Annotated in this window: 14 protein-coding genes, 1 tRNA gene and 1 pseudogene; 11 read left to right on the forward strand and 5 right to left on the reverse strand. The window is 50.9% G+C overall.

Translation table 11 applies throughout. From position 1 onward, the window contains the following. The first annotated feature begins 62 nt into the window (after window positions 1–62). A pseudogene (locus ACTHSX_RS00395) lies at window positions 63–853 on the forward strand (formate/nitrite transporter family protein). Window positions 854–1009: 156 nt separating this feature from the next. Here the strand turns inward: ACTHSX_RS00395 and ACTHSX_RS00400 are convergent. Together ACTHSX_RS00400 and ACTHSX_RS00405 are read right to left on the reverse strand one after the other, a co-directional pair. Further along, window positions 1010–1086 (reverse strand) — tRNA-Pro (locus ACTHSX_RS00400). A 154-nt stretch (window positions 1087–1240) separates the two neighbouring features. Next, on the reverse strand, window positions 1241–2764 hold the full coding sequence (locus ACTHSX_RS00405; protein ID WP_003746217.1) for a fumarate hydratase: 1524 nt from the start codon (window positions 2762–2764) through the stop codon (window positions 1241–1243). An 853-nt stretch (window positions 2765–3617) separates the two neighbouring features. Here ACTHSX_RS00405 and ACTHSX_RS00410 point away from each other — a divergent pair. From ACTHSX_RS00410 to trkA, 5 genes are all read left to right on the forward strand, one after another. Then, window positions 3618–4256 (forward strand): 2Fe-2S iron-sulfur cluster-binding protein, encoded by a 639-nt coding sequence (locus ACTHSX_RS00410; protein WP_315113883.1) that lies wholly within the window; start codon window positions 3618–3620, stop codon window positions 4254–4256. Further along, window positions 4256–5884: an FAD-binding protein gene (locus tag ACTHSX_RS00415; RefSeq protein WP_440376627.1), complete on the forward strand. Its 1629-nt coding sequence runs from the start codon at window positions 4256–4258 to the stop codon at window positions 5882–5884. The genes ACTHSX_RS00410 and ACTHSX_RS00415 overlap by 1 nt, the downstream gene beginning before the upstream one ends. After that, entirely contained in the window at window positions 5881–7134 is a 1254-nt protein-coding gene (locus ACTHSX_RS00420) for a complex I 51 kDa subunit family protein (RefSeq protein ID WP_440376626.1), read from the forward strand. The genes ACTHSX_RS00415 and ACTHSX_RS00420 overlap by 4 nt, the downstream gene beginning before the upstream one ends. Before the next feature lie 212 nt (window positions 7135–7346). Further along, window positions 7347–8798, forward strand: a complete 1452-nt coding sequence (locus ACTHSX_RS00425; protein ID WP_440376625.1) for a DASS family sodium-coupled anion symporter — start codon at window positions 7347–7349, stop codon at window positions 8796–8798. A 95-nt stretch (window positions 8799–8893) separates the two neighbouring features. Beyond that, window positions 8894–10306 (forward strand): Trk system potassium transporter TrkA, encoded by a 1413-nt coding sequence (trkA, locus tag ACTHSX_RS00430; RefSeq protein ID WP_440376624.1) that lies wholly within the window; start codon window positions 8894–8896, stop codon window positions 10304–10306. Between the two features lie 77 nt (window positions 10307–10383). Here the strand turns inward: trkA and lgt are convergent, their stop codons facing one another. Continuing rightward, window positions 10384–11244, reverse strand: coding sequence for a prolipoprotein diacylglyceryl transferase (gene lgt / locus ACTHSX_RS00435; RefSeq protein ID WP_250580330.1), 861 nt, complete (start codon window positions 11242–11244; stop codon window positions 10384–10386). Window positions 11245–11318: 74 nt separating this feature from the next. Continuing rightward, window positions 11319–12449, reverse strand: a complete 1131-nt coding sequence (locus ACTHSX_RS00440; protein ID WP_440376623.1) for a M14 family metallopeptidase — start codon at window positions 12447–12449, stop codon at window positions 11319–11321. 173 nt (window positions 12450–12622) lie between these two features. Between ACTHSX_RS00440 and argB the strand changes: the two genes are divergently transcribed. From argB to ACTHSX_RS00465, 5 genes are all read left to right on the forward strand, one after another. Continuing rightward, complete coding sequence (gene argB / locus ACTHSX_RS00445) at window positions 12623–13510, forward strand: acetylglutamate kinase (protein ID WP_440376689.1); 888 nt, start codon at window positions 12623–12625, stop codon at window positions 13508–13510. A gap of 262 nt (window positions 13511–13772) precedes the next feature. Beyond that, window positions 13773–15059, forward strand: coding sequence for a phosphopyruvate hydratase (gene eno / locus ACTHSX_RS00450; protein ID WP_440376622.1), 1287 nt, complete (start codon window positions 13773–13775; stop codon window positions 15057–15059). 23 nt (window positions 15060–15082) lie between these two features. Further along, window positions 15083–15358, forward strand: a complete 276-nt coding sequence (gene ftsB / locus ACTHSX_RS00455; RefSeq protein ID WP_003679613.1) for a cell division protein FtsB — start codon at window positions 15083–15085, stop codon at window positions 15356–15358. Between the two features lie 101 nt (window positions 15359–15459). Continuing rightward, window positions 15460–15951 carry a DUF1841 family protein gene (locus tag ACTHSX_RS00460; protein WP_440376621.1) on the forward strand — a complete coding sequence of 164 codons (492 nt, stop codon included), beginning with the start codon at window positions 15460–15462 and terminating at the stop codon, window positions 15949–15951. 110 nt (window positions 15952–16061) lie between these two features. Continuing rightward, window positions 16062–16769 carry an SIMPL domain-containing protein gene (locus ACTHSX_RS00465; protein WP_440376620.1) on the forward strand — a complete coding sequence of 236 codons (708 nt, stop codon included), beginning with the start codon at window positions 16062–16064 and terminating at the stop codon, window positions 16767–16769. A 73-nt stretch (window positions 16770–16842) separates the two neighbouring features. On the opposite strand, the gene ACTHSX_RS00470 is transcribed toward ACTHSX_RS00465, so the two are convergent. Beyond that, entirely contained in the window at window positions 16843–17370 is a 528-nt protein-coding gene (locus tag ACTHSX_RS00470; protein ID WP_440376619.1) for a single-stranded DNA-binding protein, read from the reverse strand.

Raw genomic sequence — 17370 nt, forward strand, 5'->3', positions numbered from 1 at the left:
CCGTGACAGTTCGCGCCACTTTTGAAATGGCGTTTCCTCCTCAACCCACTTTAAGGAACATCATGGCTTCGCGCGATTTATACCCACAGGAAATTTTACAGGTTGTTCTCGACAAAAGCTGCGCCAAAGCACAATCCAGCATTCCCACACTGGCAATCTTGAGCGTTTTAGCCAGCGGATACATCGGCTTCGGATATCTTGCCTATTTAAAAGTAGTCAGCGGCATTCCGCACGAATGGGGCGGTGTTGCCACTTTACTCGGCGCAGCCGTGTTCCCTATCGCCTTGATTTGTATCCTACTTGGCGGTGGCGAACTGGTAACCAGCAACATGATGATTATGTCTTTAGGCAGATTGGCCGGACGGATTTCCTTCAAAATGCTGCTGCGCAACTGGCTTATCGTCTGCATGGGCAATTTGGTAGGCACGCTGGCAATGGCTTTTTTCCTCGGATACTATGTCGGTATGATTGAAGGCAGCATGGCAGAAAAAACCATTGCCGTGGCGGAAGCAAAAGTCCATATGGATTTCGGCCGCGCTTTCGTATCGGCGGTCGCATGTAACTGGATGGTCTGCATGGGCACGTGGTTGCACTTTGCCGCTAAAAACACAACCGGACGGATGCTGGCCATTTGGTTCCCCGTCATGATTTTCGTATTAAACGGCTTCCAACACCTTGTCGCCAATATGTTCGTTATCCCCGCAGGTATTTTGGCAGGCGCAAACATCACATGGGGCCAGTTTTTCTTCAATATGATTCCCATATTTCTGGGCAATGTCGTCGGTGGCGATTCTTTGTCGGCGCGTCTTATCTTTATACTTATAAAGACACACTGAAAGATAGTGCCGAATAGTTCTGCTTCAGAAATAACAAAACCTGCTTTTTTCAAAAGCAGGTTTTGTTTCAGACGGCATTGGTATTAAGTTTTAAAATCCATTCGGACACATTATTCAGATAAATCATCCAAACGAAAAAAGAGCCGTTTTAAAAACGGCTCTTTTAAATTCTTTGGTCGGAATGAAAGGATTCGAACCTTCGACCCCTTGCACCCCATGCAAGTGCGCTACCAGACTGCGCCACACTCCGACTCGATAAGCTGTGAATTCTAGTTTCAAACGCTGATTTTGACAAGTCCTTTTTAGAAAGGGAAATTTACTCGTTTGAAAACATTTGAATTATTTGTAAGCAAAAAAAGGCCGTCTGAAATCGTTCAGACGGCCATTGATTATTCAGCTAAATATCAAGCTTCAACCGGAATAATACCGATTTTTGCCTGCCATTGTTTTGGTGCAATGGCGTGAACCGATTCGCCGTTGCTATCCACCGCAACGGTAACAGGCATGTCTTTGACTTCAAATTCGTAAATCGCTTCCATACCCAATTCTGGGAAAGCCAAGACTTTAGACGCTTTAATGGCTTTGGCAACCAGATATGCCGCGCCGCCGACAGCCATCAGGTAAACAGCTTTGTTATCAGCAATGGCTTGGCAAGTTGCTGCGCCGCGTTCGGATTTACCGATCATACCCAAGAGGCCGGTTTGTTCCAGCATTTGGCGGGTGAATTTATCCATACGGGTGGAAGTAGTCGGACCGGCCGGGCCAACAACTTCGTCACGGACTGGATCAACCGGGCCGACGTAGTAAATCAGTTTGTTGGTGAAATCTACCGGCAATTCTTCGCCTTTATTGAGCATATCAACCAAACGTTTGTGCGCGGCATCGCGGCCGGTCAGGATTTTACCGTTTAGCAACAATACGTCGCCGGTTTTCCATGTGGCCACTTCTTCTTTGGTCAGGTTGTTAACATCGACTCGTTTGCCGTTGTCAGGGCTGTAAGTCAGATCTGGCCAATCTTCCAAAGATGGGGCTTCCAATTTGGCCGGGCCTGAGCCGTCCAATTCAAATTCGATGTGGCGGGTAGCTGCGCAGTTTGGAATCATAGCAATCGGTTTGGAAGCCGCGTGGGTTGGGTAGTCAAGGATTTTGACATCCAGCACGGTGCTCAAACCGCCCAAGCCTTGTGCGCCGATGCCCAAGGCATTTACTTTTTTGTAGAGTTCCAAGCGCAGGGCTTCGGTTGTAGACAATTCCGCACCGGAATCGGCTTTTTCTTTGAGTTCCTGAATATCGATATGGCTCATCAGGCTTTCTTTGGCCATCAACACTGCTTTTTCAGGCGTACCGCCGATACCGATACCCAAGATGCCCGGAGGACACCAGCCCGCACCCATTTGAGGAACAGTTTTCAATACCCAATCAACGATATTGTCTGAAGGGTTGAGCATAGCAACTTTGGTTTTGTTTTCAGAACCGCCGCCTTTGGCTGCGCAAGTGACTTCGACTTTGTCACCTTTCACGATTTCCATATGTACAACGGCAGGTGTGTTGTCTTTGGTATTTTGACGTTTGCCAGCCGGGTCGGCCAATACGGAGGCGCGCAGTTTGTTGTCAGGATAGGTGTATGCACGGCGTACGCCTTCGTTAACCATTTCCTGTACGCTCATCTCGGCATCCCACTGTACATCCATGCCCACTTTCAAAAATACGGTTGCAATACCGGTATCCTGACAAATAGGACGATGGCCTTCTGCACACATACGGCTATTGACCAAAATCTGCGCCATCGCATCTTTGGCGGCTGGGTTTTCTTCTTTTTGATAAGCCTTGTACAAAGCCTGAATGTAGTCTTTAGGATGGTAGTAGCTGATGAATTGGAAAGCATCGAAAATACTTTGGATAAAGTCTTCTTGCTTGATGACGGTCATGATTGTGTTCCTTTTCGGAGTCATGGTAGGGAGAGTTTGTTTATTTCTTAAGAGACCGATTTTTTCAGACGGCCTTCAATAGTGTAATAGTGCTTTCAAATGAATGACCCAGACAATATCATTTTCATACCCTATTGATTTAAATGAAATTTAATATCGCATTAAATCACTTGGTTATTGATAATCTATATCCACTAGCCATTCGCTTAAATAGAAATAAAATTACATTGTTTTTAAATGATAATCTTATTTCAAGGCCGTCTGAAAATATTTGCCTTAAGTATCTGAGAAAGAAATTTAGTAGACTGTATTTAAAGGGAAACTACCCAAATTTCAGACAACCTTTCTTATTTTCCAATACAATACACAATTGTAAAATCCATGTCATTTTCTCCCTCAATCTTCTTGACTGATATCAAACTTGTTTGATTTTATGAAATTTTATAACAGCCTTTTCACCTACTTGCTCACCTAAATATTATTCAATATATACAACAATCTATGCAAAATCATCTAATATATAACAATGATTTTTACTAGCAAATAGACGAATATTTTAAAATTTATACTAAAAAAGTAATTTTATTTTATAATTAAAATCAAATAATTGAGATAAATTTGTCTAAATAATAGGCATATTTTGTTTACAATCCTTCCTATATAAAACCTTAGATTGTCCTTATCATCAAAATCATTAAATTCTGATACACTTCGACTCATACAGATAAATATTGATTTTAAAAGAATTTCTGAGTAAATGACTTGGATATTTCCTCACGCACGATAGATGTAATAAAAATACAATTAATCAAATTATCCACTATTCCAACTTCCAATTTCACAGGAACAAACCATGAGTGAAAATTTGTTAACCCTGACCATAGACGGCCATGAAGTCAAAGCTTCCGCCGACTCGTCAATCATCCAAGCCTATGCCCGTTCAGGCAATGCGATTACTGCCAATGTCGGCTGTATGGGTCAAGGCGTATGCGGTTCCTGCCGCTGCATGATTCGTAAAGAAGGCGAGCGCGAAGTCACCACTGCACTGGCATGCGAGACCAAAGTTGAAGAAGGCATGCAGGTCAGCTTCTTGGACTACTTTATTCCGGAGCACATCCAATATTACGACGTCAGCGAAATTGGTGATGGCTGGAACTGGTTGGATGATACCGCCAAAGCCTTTCCTGAAGCGCAAAACTGCCGCCATTGCGGCGGCTGTAACCGAGCCTGTCCTAAAGGTTTGCAAGTGGAAAACGGCGTAGCACAAGTAGTTTCCGGCGATTTCGGCGCGGCTGCGCTGACCTTCGACCAATGCGTGATGTGCAACCTCTGCACCCTCTCCTGCCCCGAACACATCCGTCCGAACCACTTGGGCCTGTTCGCACGCCGTATGAAAGCAGCGCGTACATTACGCCCTGTGGATTTGATGCGCCGCCTGCGCGAAATTGACAGCGGCAAAATGAAAGTCGAATTTGAAGAGGAGGCAATGTGATGGCGAAAAAAATTCAAGGCATAGACTACGAAACCGCCCTTGCCAATCTGCGCGCTTCCTCATTGGAATTGCGTAGCGACTTGCCGGAAAAAAACGAATTGTTGAGTCAGTTTCATCCCGACTATCAGGCAAATGCGCGCGTCAAACTGCCCATCGGTCCGAACACGGGCGATTACTGCCATCCTGATTTGGCCAAACTCTTAATCAGTCAGCCTCTGATTGACGACTATGATTTGTCGGGCGCGGAACACTTGAACACTGACGTATTGGTCATTGGCGGCGGCGGTGCGGGTGCGGCGGCGGCGTTATCTGCTACCGAAGCAGGCGCGCGCGTGATTATGGCGAACAAGCTGCGTATCGGCGACAGCAATACCGTAATGGCAGAAGGCGGCATTCAGGCAGCTGTCGGCGCGGAAGACAGCCTGCAACAACACTTTGACGACACCATCAAAGGCGGCCACAACGTCGGCAAAAAAGAATTGGTTGCCCAAATGGTTACCGATGCGCCGTCTGCCATCCGCTGGCTGATTGGCTTGGGCATGACTTTTGACTTGGCCAAAGGCGCAGACAACAACGGCATGTTGAGCCGCAAACGTGCAGGCGGTACGACCGTGCCGCGCATCCTGAGCTACCGCGACTTTACCGGCCTCGAAATGATGCGCGTACTGCGCGAGGCAGTCGAACTCGATGAAAACATCACCCAGCTCAACCGTCACCCCGCCATCGAATTATTATCAGACGAACACGGCCGCTGTGTCGGCGCGATTTTGTACGATTTGGAAAAACGCTCTTTGGTATTGGTTCACGCCAAAGCCGTGGTATTGGCAACCGGCGGCAGCGGACGCCTACATTTGCAAGGTTTCGCCACTTCCAACCACTACGGCGCAACTGCAGACGGCCTGGTGATGGCTTACCGTATCGGCGCCAAACTGCGCGATGTCGATTCTTTCCAATACCACCCGACCGGCGTTGCCCACCCTCCACACTTGGCAGGCGCGCTGATTTCCGAAGCCGTGCGCTCCGCAGGCACCAAACTGGTCAACGGTTTGGGCGAGCGTTTCGTTGACGAATTGCAACCGCGCGACGTTGTTGCCGCTGCGATTCTGCGCGAATGCCGCGAAGGCCGCGGCGTGGTACGCGACGGTCAAGTCGGCGTGTTCCTCGACACCCCGCGCCTGATTGCTAACGACCCTGACGTATTGAACCGTTTGGTAACACTCGGCCACGTTGCCCACAAATGCGGCATCGACCCTGCTGTTGAACCGGTCATGATTCATCCGACCCTGCACTATCAAAACGGCGGTATCGAAATCAACGGCGACGGCGCGACCTGCGTCGAAGGCCTCTATTGCGCCGGCGAAGTAACCGGCGGTATTCACGGCCGCAACCGCCTAATGGGCAACGCGCTTTTGGACATTATCAGCTTCGGCCGACGTGCCGGTAAAGCCGCGGCAAATTGCGGCCTGCCGCTGAAAAAAGTACGCGGCGGTGTCGGTCACGTCCACGACCTGCAACGCGAAATGACCCGTGCCGGTCTGACCAGCGACATCAAAGCCCCTGTTTTATATCCCTACTACGGCAAATTCGATTTGCGCGAACACGCCGGTTTGCAGGAGCAACAATCATGAACCAAGCCAATCAAAACTTACTGCACCCGTCCCGCCAAGTCGGCGCGGATTTGGCCGCGTGGCGCAAAGTCGGCGGCGGCGAAGGCCTGCTGGCGGCGCTTGCCGAGCCTCAAAGCATCGTTTCCAAGCTGCAAGACGCCAACCTCTGCGGCATGGGCGGTGCAGGTTTCCCGACTTGGCGCAAATGGGAGGCTGCCGTTGCCGCCCAAAGCAAAAATGGCGACAAATACGTCGTCTGCAATGCCAACGAAGACGAACCGGGTACATTTAAAGACCGCGTACTGCTGGCAAATACGCCGCACCAAGTCATCGAAGGCGTCCTGATTGCCGCCGTTGCCTGCCGTGCCAACAAAGCGATTTTGTACGTCAACCCTCATCAAACCGAATCCATCGCTTCTATCACGCCGGCCATCGAGCAATGGAAAAACAGCGACTTGTTTATCCGTATCGAAAACTACTTGGGTAAACCTTTGGATTTGCAACTGGTTGAAACTTCAGGCCGTTATATCGGCGGCGAAGAAACTGCCGTGATTTCATGGTTGGAAGGCGGTTTCCCGTTCCCGCGCCGCAAGCCGCCGTTCCCCGCCGAAAGCGGTGTCGAAGGCGAGCCGACCTTAATCAACAACACCGAAACCTTCGCCAACATCCCGCAAATCCTTGCCAAAGGCGCGGAATGGTACAAATCGCTGGGTTTGGGCGATGCCGCAGGCACGAAACTCTACTCGCTTTCCGGCGATGTATTGAATCCGGGCCTGTACGAACTGCCGATGGGCACGACCCTGCAATCGCTGATTTACGATCATGGCGGCGGTATGCTCGAAGGCCGTACGTTTAAAGCTGTATTTACCGGCGGCCCGTCAAACACGCTTTTGACCGTCAAAGATTTGGATGTGCCTTTGGACTTCGTGTCCGTACGCGAACGCAAATCCAGCCTCGGTACCGGTGCAATGATTGTGATTTCAGAAGGCACCAGCGTGGTACGTAAAGTGGCCGAGTATGTGGAATTTTTTGCTTCCAACTCATGCGGTCAATGCCCGCCGTGTAAAGGCGGCACATTCCAGCTTTCCCGCCTGCTCAACCGCGTGGACACCGGCATCGGCACTCCCGACGACCTGCGCGCCCTGCAAAGCCTGTGCCAACTGCTGCCACGAAGCGGCCGTTGCGGTTTGATTGACGGCGCGGTTACCGTGTTGCAAAGCTCGCTGCGTACCTTCCCCGAAGAATACGGCCTGCCGCAAGAACAGGAGTAAAACGGCGTTGTTTTCAGACGGCCTGTTACTGTAAAGGCCGTCTGAAAAACGATACCCGCCTCCCTTTCTCTTCTTTCCAAGATGGAAGAGAAGCCCAATAAGAAAAATACTTTCCGAACCTACCAAAATACGTTCAGACAGGCTTTAGCAACACTCAGGCCGTCTGAAAACCGATTTCCCAATACTTCAATCCTCAAATTAGGAGATTCAACATGGGCTTCAAGCCAATTCCTGCTGCGGTCGCACTTGTGCTGACGCTGCTTATCTGGTTCGTTATCCCCGTTCCTCAAGGCGTCTCGCCTGACGCATGGCATCTTTTGGCATTGTTTGTCGGCATCATTACCGGCATCATCGGCAAAGCCATGCCTATCGGCGCAATGGCAATTTTGGGCATTACCTTGGTTGCACTGACCGGCGTGACCAACGAAAAAGCCGCCGACGCAACCAAAGACGCTTTGAGCAGCCTCAACAACTCACTCATCTGGATGATCGGTATCGCCATCATCATCTCGCGCGGCCTGTTGAAAACCGGCTTGGGTATGCGTATCGGTTACCTCTTGATTTCCCTCTTCGGCAAACGTACGCTGGGCGTAGGTTACAGCTTGGCACTGGCCGACTTGGTCATCGGTCCGGTAACGCCGAGTAATACTGCGCGCGGTGGTGCCATCGTGCATCCGATTATGAAATCCATCGCACTGAGCTTCGACTCCGACCCTGAAAAAGGGACGGAAGGCAAAATCGGTAAATACCTTTCTTTGGTCAACTTCCACTCCAACGTGATTACCTGTCTGATTTTCATCACCGCCACCGCCCCTAATCCACTGGTAGTCGAATTGGTTGCCAAAGCCACTAATTCGCAAATCCAACTCTCTTGGGGCACATGGTTCTTGGCGATGGTCGTACCCGGCCTGCTTGCTATGCTGCTGATGCCGTTGGTGCTGTATTTCCTGTATCCGCCTGAAATCAAACAAACCCCTAACGCCACTGCATTGGCAAAAGAGCATTTGGCTGCCATGGGGCCGATGAAGCGTGAAGAAAAAATCATGCTCGGTATTTTCCTGGTTCTGCTGCTGTTGTGGGCGGGTATTCCCGAGATGCTGTTCGGCGTGAAAGTTGACGCTACCGCCACCACCTTCCTCGGCTTGAGCCTGTGCCTGTTGACCGGCGTACTGACTTGGGACGACGCGCTGAAAGAAAAAAGCGCGTGGGATACCATTGTTTGGTTTGCGGCCTTGGTGATGATGGCAAACTTCCTCAACAAACTGGGCCTCATCAGTTGGTTGTCCGACTCCATGCAAGGCGGTATCGCCCACATGGGCTTGAGTTGGGAAGCCGGCTGTGCCCTGTTGATGCTGGCCTACCTCTACGCCCACTACGTTTTCGCCAGCGGCACGGCACACGTTACCGCCATGTTCGGCGCATTCTACGGCGCCGGCTTGGCCTTGGGTGCACCACCGATGCTGTTTGCCCTGGTTATGGCATCAGCTACCGGCATCATGATGTCGCTGACACACTACGCCACTGGTTCCGCTCCTGTCATTTACGGCTCCAACTATGTGAGCATGACCGAATGGTGGAAAGCCGGCTTCATCATGAGCGTGCTCGAAATCCTGATATTCTGCACTGTCGGCATCTTGTGGTGGAAAGTTTTGGGCTACTGGTAACCCTCTGGCTTATTTAAAACTTAGGCCGTCTGAAAACTCCAATTTCAGACGGCCTTTTGTTACAATTTCATTTTTACCGAACACACTCAATTACCGTGAAAATACTCATCCTCGGCAGCGGCCAAGTCGGTTCGACCGTCGCCCAAAACCTTGCCTCCGTTCCCAGCAACGACGTCACTATTATCGACATCGACGAAAAAGCGCTCAACCGTATCAGCAGCCGCCTTGATGTCCAAACCATCGTCGGCAACGGCGCATCGCCCTTTACCCTCGAACAAGCAGGCGCGGCAGACTCCGACCTCCTGCTTGCCTTGACCCGCAGCGACGAAACCAACATCGTTGCTTCCAAAATCGCCGCCGACCTGTTCAACATCCCCAGCCGCATTGCACGCGTACGCTCAAGCGAATACCTCGAATATCCGGTTGCCGGCAGCGACAAACCCGAAGAAGGCAGCCTCAATATCTTCGGCATTACCGAAACCATCAGCCCCGAACAACTGGTTACCGAACAACTTGTCGGCCTGCTCAACTACACCAGCTCATTGCAGGTACTCAGCTTTGCCAACGACCAAGTCCGCATGGTGATTGTTCAAGCCCGCAAAGGCGGTTTGCTGATCGGCCGTGAAATTACCGACATCAACCAGCACCTGCCCGAAGGTGTGGACTGCCAAATCTGCGCCATCTACCGCAACAACCGCCTGATCGTCCCCACCCCGCAAACCGTCATCATCGAAGGCGATGAAGTCCTGTTTGCCGCCGACATCAACAGCGTTGAAGCCATCATGCGCGAATTGCGTCCGAAAGAAGCCCGCACCCGTCGCATCATGATCGCCGGCGGTGGCAACATCGGCTACCGCCTTGCCAAGCAGCTCGAATCCAAATACGACATCAAGATCATCGAATACAAACCCCAGCGCGCCGAATGGCTGGCCGAAAATCTGGACAACACACTCGTCCTGCAAGGTTCCGCCACCGACGAAACCCTGCTGGACGAAGAATACATCGACGAAATCGACGTCTTCTGCGCGCTGACCAACGATGACGAAAACAACATCATGTCCAGCCTGTTGGCGAAAAACCTTGGTGCCAAACGCGTAATCACCATCGTCAACCGCTCAAGCTACGTTGATTTGCTTGAAGGTAACAAAATCGATATCGTTGTTTCCCCCCATCTGATTACCATCGGCTCCATTCTCGCCCACATCCGCCGTGGCGACATCGTCGCCGTCCATCCTTTGCGCCGCGGTACGGCCGAAGCCATTGAAGTGGTGGTACACGGCGATAAAAATACCTCCGCCATTGTCGGCCGCCGTATCAGCGGCATTAAATGGCCGAACGACTGCCACATTGCCGCCATCGTCCGCGGCGAAACCGGCGAAGTCATCATGGGACACCACACCGAAACCATCCTGCAAGACGGCGACCACATTATCTTCTTCGTGTCACGCCGCCGCGTCCTGCCGGAGCTGGAGAAACTCATTCAAGTCAAAATGGGCTTTTTCGGTTAAACCCGAAATCCGTTTGCTTGAAGCCATAAAAAGGCCGTCTGAAAAGGTTTTCAGACGGCCTTTATTTATTGTTTTATTTATGCTTTGGCAATACTGTTTTTACGGCCAAACCAAACAAAACCAATCACACCCAATACAATCATCGGCACGCTCAACCATTGACCCATGGACAAACCCAAGGTCAGCAGGCCGAGATAGTCGTCAGGCTGACGGGCAAATTCGGCAATAAAGCGGAACAAACCGTAGCCACCCAAAAACAATGCCGCCGTTTGACCGGCCGGACGCGGTTTTTTCGAGAAAATCCAAACGATGACAAACAGGCAAATACCTTCAAGGGCAAACTGGTAAAGCTGAGACGGATGGCGCGGCAGCATACCGTATTGTTGCAGCCATTCGGCCCACAAAGGATTGTGCGCCGCAGCTTCCGCATCTTCGTAACGCGCTTGCGGGAAACCCATTGCCCAGAAAGCATTGAGTTCGGTCACGCGTCCCCAAAGTTCGCCGTTGATAAAGTTGCCGATACGGCCGGAAGCCAAGCCCAGCGGTACGAGCGGTGCAACGGTATCCATCAATTTTAAAATACTGATGTTATGCTTGCGGCCAAACAGCCACATGGCAACGACCACGCCCAAGAAGCCGCCGTGAAACGACATACCGCCTTCCCAAACTTTGAAAATATCCAACGGGTTGGCCAGATAGTCGGAAAATTTATAAAACAAAACGTAGCCGATACGGCCGCCCAAGATGACACCCAAGATACCCCAAGTCAGGAAATCGTCGAGTGTTTCTTTGGTAAACACAGAATTGCCCTGCGCTATACGGCGGCGGCCCAAAATCGTAAACAGGATAAAGCCGACGATATAGCTCAAGGCATACCAGCGGATGGCAAGCGGGCCGATGCTGATCAGCACCGGATCAAACTGGGGATGTATCATCATAATGTGTGTTCCTTATCTCAAAGGCCGTCTGAAAGCCTGAACTTTCAGACGGCCTGTATGCGGTGTCGGATGGTTTAACGCAAATCGCCAACCACATTCAAAATAGCAGACAACATTGCCTCGCCCAAACGCAGCGAACGTTGGCCGTTCCAGCCGAAATCGTCGTCCGGCAGGTTGGCATTGTCTTTAAACGGCATTTCCAAAGTATAGGCAAGGCAGTTGAAATGATTGCCGACCCAGTTGGTCGCCAAAGTCATGTTTGCCTGACCCGGCGCATCTTTGTCATAGCCGTAATCGTCTTGGAAATCGGGGCTGGCATTGAGCAACGCAAGTTTGAATTGATCTTCTAAGGCTTCGATGCGCTCGTTATAGTTCGGCACGCCTTCGGTACCGGCCACAAAGACAAACGGCAGACCTTCATCGCCGTGAATATCCAAGAACAAATCCACGCCGGTTTCCATCATTTTTTCGCGGACGGTAAAGACTTCGGGGCTTCGCTCCAAAGTCGGGTTTTCCCATTCGCGGTTGAGGTTGGCGCCGGCGGCATTGGTGCGCAAATTACCCAAAACCGAACCGTCCGGATTCATATTCGGCACAATGTAGAAAGTCGCACGGTCAAGCAGCATACGCGCGGTCGGATCTTGCGGATCAAGCAAACGGCCCAGCAAACCTTCGACAAACCATTCCGCCATGGTTTCGCCCGGATGTTGACGGGCGATAATCCAGACTTTCATGTCACTTTCGACTTGGTTGCCGATGGTCAGAAGATTGATGTCTCGGCCTTGAACGGTACTGCCCAAATCGTCGATACGGCACAAACCGCTGCCCTGCGCATCGCCCAAAAGGTTCAAATGCTGCTCGTGGGAATAAGGCTCGAAATAAGCGTAGTAAACGCTGTTGGACAAAGGCGTATGGTTGATGGTCAACACGCCGTTTTCGTAGCTGGTCGGCACACGGAACCAATTTTGGCGGTCGTAAGAGGCGCAAGCCTGATAGTCCTCCCAGCCCAAAGGATACGCAGCGTCCGCCGCATTTTCAAAATGCATCACGCAGTTTTGATAGGCCGCACCCTGCAAACGGAAGTAAAACCATTGGGCAAACTCCGAAGCATTGTCGGGAGGCAGGGCGAGACGGATATCGGCAGGGTTGCTCAAGTCTTTGACAACGACCGAACCGGCATCGAATTGGGTGCTGATTTTCATCATGGGTATCCTTAGTAATCGGCGAAGAGGCCGAAGCAAACCGTCATTTTACCGTTTGCATGAGGCTGGTTTCAACCATTTAACTGATTTAACAGGATTTCAAGCGCTTGGAAATATTGTTTCAGACGGCCTTTGGGATTAAGATAAAGGCCGAAATCATGAACAAGGTTGAAACCATGACCCAGCAACAATCTGTCTCCCCTGCCATCAAGGCGCGCGTCCTTGCTGAATCTTTACCTTATATCCGCCGTTTTTCCGGCTCCATCATCGTCATCAAATACGGCGGCAACGCCATGACCGAACCTACCTTAAAAGAGGGTTTCGCACGCGATGTCGTCCTGCTCAAACTGATCGGCCTGCATCCCGTCATCGTTCACGGCGGCGGCCCGCAAATCAATGAGATGTTGGAAAAAGTCGGCAAAAAAGGTGAGTTTGTTCAAGGCATGCGCGTGACTGACAGCGAAACCATGGACATTGTAGAAATGGTTTTAGGCGGACACGTCAATAAAGAAATTGTTTCCATGATTACCACCTTCGGCGGTCGTGCCGTCGGCATTACCGGCCGGGACAACCACTTCATCAAAGCGGAAAAACTCCTGATCGACACGCCCGAACAAAAAGGTGTGGACATCGGCCAAGTCGGCACAGTGGCCGACATCGATACCCGTTTGGTGGAAGGCTTGGTCGAACGCGGCTGCATTCCGGTCATCGCACCCATCGGCGTAGGTCAAAACGGCGAAGCGTTCAACATCAATGCCGACTTGGTTGCCGGCAAACTGGCGGAAAAACTTCAGGCCGAAAAACTGCTGATGATGACCAATATCCCCGGCGTATTGGATAAAGAAGGCAGATTGTTGACCACCCTGACGCCAAGCCGCATTGACGAACTGATTGAAGACGGTACGCTGTACGGCGGTATGCTGCCTAAAATTGCCTCTGCCGTCGAAGCCGCCAAAAGCGGCGTCAAAGCCACACATATCATAGATGGCCGCGTTCCCAACGCCCTGCTCTTGGAAGTGCTGACCGATGACGGCGTAGGCTCGATGATTTTGGGTGAAGGCTAATCCGTTTTTCAGACGGCCTTATGCCTTATTTAATCAGCTTTTCACCCTAAAAAGGGTAAAAAATGTTACACTATACGGCTTATGTTTGTTTGATCGATATTGACGTGAAACAAACTTACAGTCAGTTTCATACCGACGCCGATGCCATACTTGGCAAAGACGGTATAATGTCTTACATTCATCAGACTTTGGCAATCATCCTTAAGGCCGTCTGAAACGTAACAAAGCTACTTTTCTTTTACCATCCTATTTGGAGATATTCATGAGCGCAATCGTTGATATTTTTGCACGCGAAATTTTGGACTCCCGCGGCAACCCTACCGTAGAGTGTGACGTATTGTTGGAATCCGGCGTCATGGGACGCGCAGCCGTACCTAGCGGCGCATCAACCGGCCAAAAAGAAGCTTTGGAACTGCGTGACGGCGACAAATCCCGTTACTTGGGCAAAGGTGTATTGAAAGCCGTTGACCACGTCAACAACCAAATCGCGCAAGCCCTCATCGGTATCGATGCCAACGAACAATCTTATATCGACCAAATCATGATCGAATTGGACGGTACTGAAAACAAAGGCAACTTGGGTGCCAACGCGACTTTGGCCGTTTCTATGGCCGTAGCACGCGCAGCCGCTGAAGATGCAGGCCTGCCTCTGTATCGTTACTTGGGCGGCGCAGGCCCAATGGCTCTGCCGGTTCCGATGATGAACGTTATCAACGGCGGCGAACATGCCAACAACAGCCTGAACATCCAAGAATTCATGATCATGCCTGTCGGCGCAAAATCTTTCCGCGAAGCTCTGCGTTGCGGTGCCGAAATTTTCCACGCACTGAAAAAACTGTGTGACAGCAAAGGCTTCCCAACCACCGTTGGTGACGAAGGCGGTTTCGCACCTAACCTGAACAGCCACAAAGAAGCGCTGCAACTGATCGTAGAAGCAACTGAAGCCGCAGGCTACAAAGCAGGCGAAGACGTATTGTTCGCCCTGGACTGCGCATCCAGCGAGTTCTACAAAGACGGCCAATACCACTTGGAAGCCGAAGGCCGCTCTTACACCAGCGCAGAATTTGCCGAATACTTGGAAGGCCTGGTTAACGAATTCCCAATCATTTCCATCGAAGACGGCATGGACGAAAACGACTGGGAAGGCTGGAAACTACTGACCGAAAAATTGGGAGGCCGAGTTCAATTGGTCGGCGACGACTTGTTCGTAACCAATCCAAAAATCTTGGCTGAAGGCATCGAAAAAGGCGTGGCAAACGCATTGCTGGTCAAAGTCAACCAAATCGGTACATTGAGCGAAACCCTGCAAGCCGTCGACTTGGCCAAACGCAACCGCTACGCCAGCGTAATGAGCCACCGTTCCGGCGAAACCGAAGACAGCACCATTGCCGACTTGGCAGTTGCTACCAACTGTATGCAAATCAAAACCGGCTCCCTGTCCCGTTCTGACCGCATGGCGAAATACAACCAATTGTTGCGCATTGAAGAAGAATTGGCCGAAGCCGCTTACTACCCTGGCAAAGCCGCATTCTACCAACTGGGCAAATAAGCAGAATATAGGATATTGATTATATGAAGTGGGTGACTTTTGTTTTAACCTTCGCACTTTTGTGCTGTCAGTACAGCCTTTGGTTTGGTAAAGGCAGCGTCGGGCATACGGAAGAATTGCAGGAGCAGCTCGTCCGTCAGGAGGAAAAAAACCAAACGCTCACTTTGCGCAACAATTTCCTCAATGCGGAAGTTGAAGATTTGGCACACGGACAAGAGGCCATCGCCGAAATTGCCCGCGTCGAATTAGGCTATGTCCAAGACGGCGAAGTGTATTACCGAATCATCGACCGCCGCTAAACCCTGCAAAACAAAGGCCGTTTGAAAACATATTTTTCAGACGGCCTTTTTTATCGCAATCGCTATATAATCACATATCCCAAAATCAAATCACACCCATCATGTATGACGTAAACACCCACGATGTCCGCCGATTTTTTGCCCACGTCTGGCAACACAGGCTCGCACCGCTCCAATTGGACGGCCTACAGCAAAAAGCCTTACGCATTATCGAAGCCCATCCCGAATACGGACACTATCTCGAAGACATCGAGCAATATTTAGATAAAGAATGGCTGCCCGAAGACGGCGAAAGCAACCCATTCCTGCACATGTCGCTACACCTTTCCCTACAAGAGCAAAGCGCCATCGACCAGCCCTCGGGCATCCGTGCCATCCACCAACAACTTTGCGCCCGTTACAACGGCGACTGGGTCAAAGCTGAACACGATATGATGGAAGCCTTGGCAGAAACCATCTGGGAAGCGCAACGCTACGGACGGGGCCTAGATGTCAACGCCTACATGACCCGCTTGAGGAAATTGATCGGCTTAGGCCAAGAAGAAAAAGCCCGCCTCAATCCCCATGAAGTCGGCCTGATGGATACAAAGTAACTTCTTTTCAGACGGCCTCAGTCCATACAAATCCTTACGCTTGCCAAAGCCAACATTTCCATCTTTCATGCTAAATTACTTTTTTAAAATCCCCTTATAAGGAAACCAAAATGCTCCGTCCAGCCCTTATTGCCCTACTGCTAGCCGCCTCCCTGCCCGTAGCAGCAGAAAGCCTCAACTACAACATCGTTGAATTTTCCGAATCTGCCAACATGGAAGTACCGCGAGATACCATGACCGCATATTTCAGCGTCAACGCAGAAGGCAAAGACCGTCAAGCCGTCAACCAAGCCTTCATGAAGAAATTCAACCAGTTCAACAAAATCTCCCAAAACAGCAAATTTAAAGCCGAGCTGATGGAGCGCAACGCATCCCCGCGCTATCAATACACCAACGACAAACGCACTCAAACCGGCTGGGAAGAACACGCCTACTTCAAAGTGGAAAGCAAAGACTTTGAAGCACTCAACCGCCTGATTGCCGACAGCATCAATATCGCCGTTTTGGAAAGCTCCTCATTTTCCGTATCCAAAGAAAAACGCGAAGAAACCGTCGACCAACTGAGCAAGGCCGTCATCCTGCGCTTCAAAGACCGCGCCCAAAACCTCGCCCAAACGCTCGGCTTCTCCAGCTACAAAATCGTTAAACTCAACTTGGGCCACATCGGCAACCGCCAAGTCGGCGGCGATTTCGCACGCGCCAAAATGCTGCGGGCAGCCCCCGTCGCAGAGATGGCTGCAGGAATAGAAGATGGCGTACCAGCCTCTCCGGGTTTAGAAGAAATCAGCCTGACCGTCAGCGGCTCGGTGCAAATGTAGGATTTTCATTTAAATCATTTTAAAGGCCGTCTGAAAGTATATTTTTCAGACGGCCTTTTGTATTGCTCAATAATTAAAAAGGAATATCGTCGTCGATATCATCAACCGGAGCGGTCGGTTGTGCCGGAGCAGGACGACGGGCTGGGGCGGCTGGGGGTTCTTGAGCTGAGGCAGATTGGTATTGCTGCTGTGGCGCTTGTTGGTAACTGCTTTGGCTTGAATGACCGCCTTGGTTGTGGCCGTCATCGTATGGTGCACCGCCGCTGTTGTCGTTACGGCCACCGAGCATTTTCATTTCGTTGGCGATGATGTCGTAAGCGGTGCGCTCGATGCCGTCTTTGCCTTGGTATTTACGGCTTTGGATACGGCCTTCCAGATATACTTGGCTGCCTTTACGCAGGTATTGACCAGCGATTTCGGCGAGTTTGCGGTACATGGTGATGTTGTGCCATTCGGTACGTTCTACGCGTTGGCCGTTGCGGTCGTTCCACGTTTCGCTGGTGGCAACGCTGAAGTTACAGACGGCCTCGCCGTTAGGCATATAGCGGACTTCGGGATCGCGGCCGAGGCGGCCGATGAGGATAACTTTATTCAATGACAT

The organism is Neisseria sp. P0014.S002 (assembly GCF_051958295.1).
Taxonomy (GTDB): Bacteria; Pseudomonadota; Gammaproteobacteria; order Burkholderiales; family Neisseriaceae; genus Neisseria; species Neisseria flavescens_B.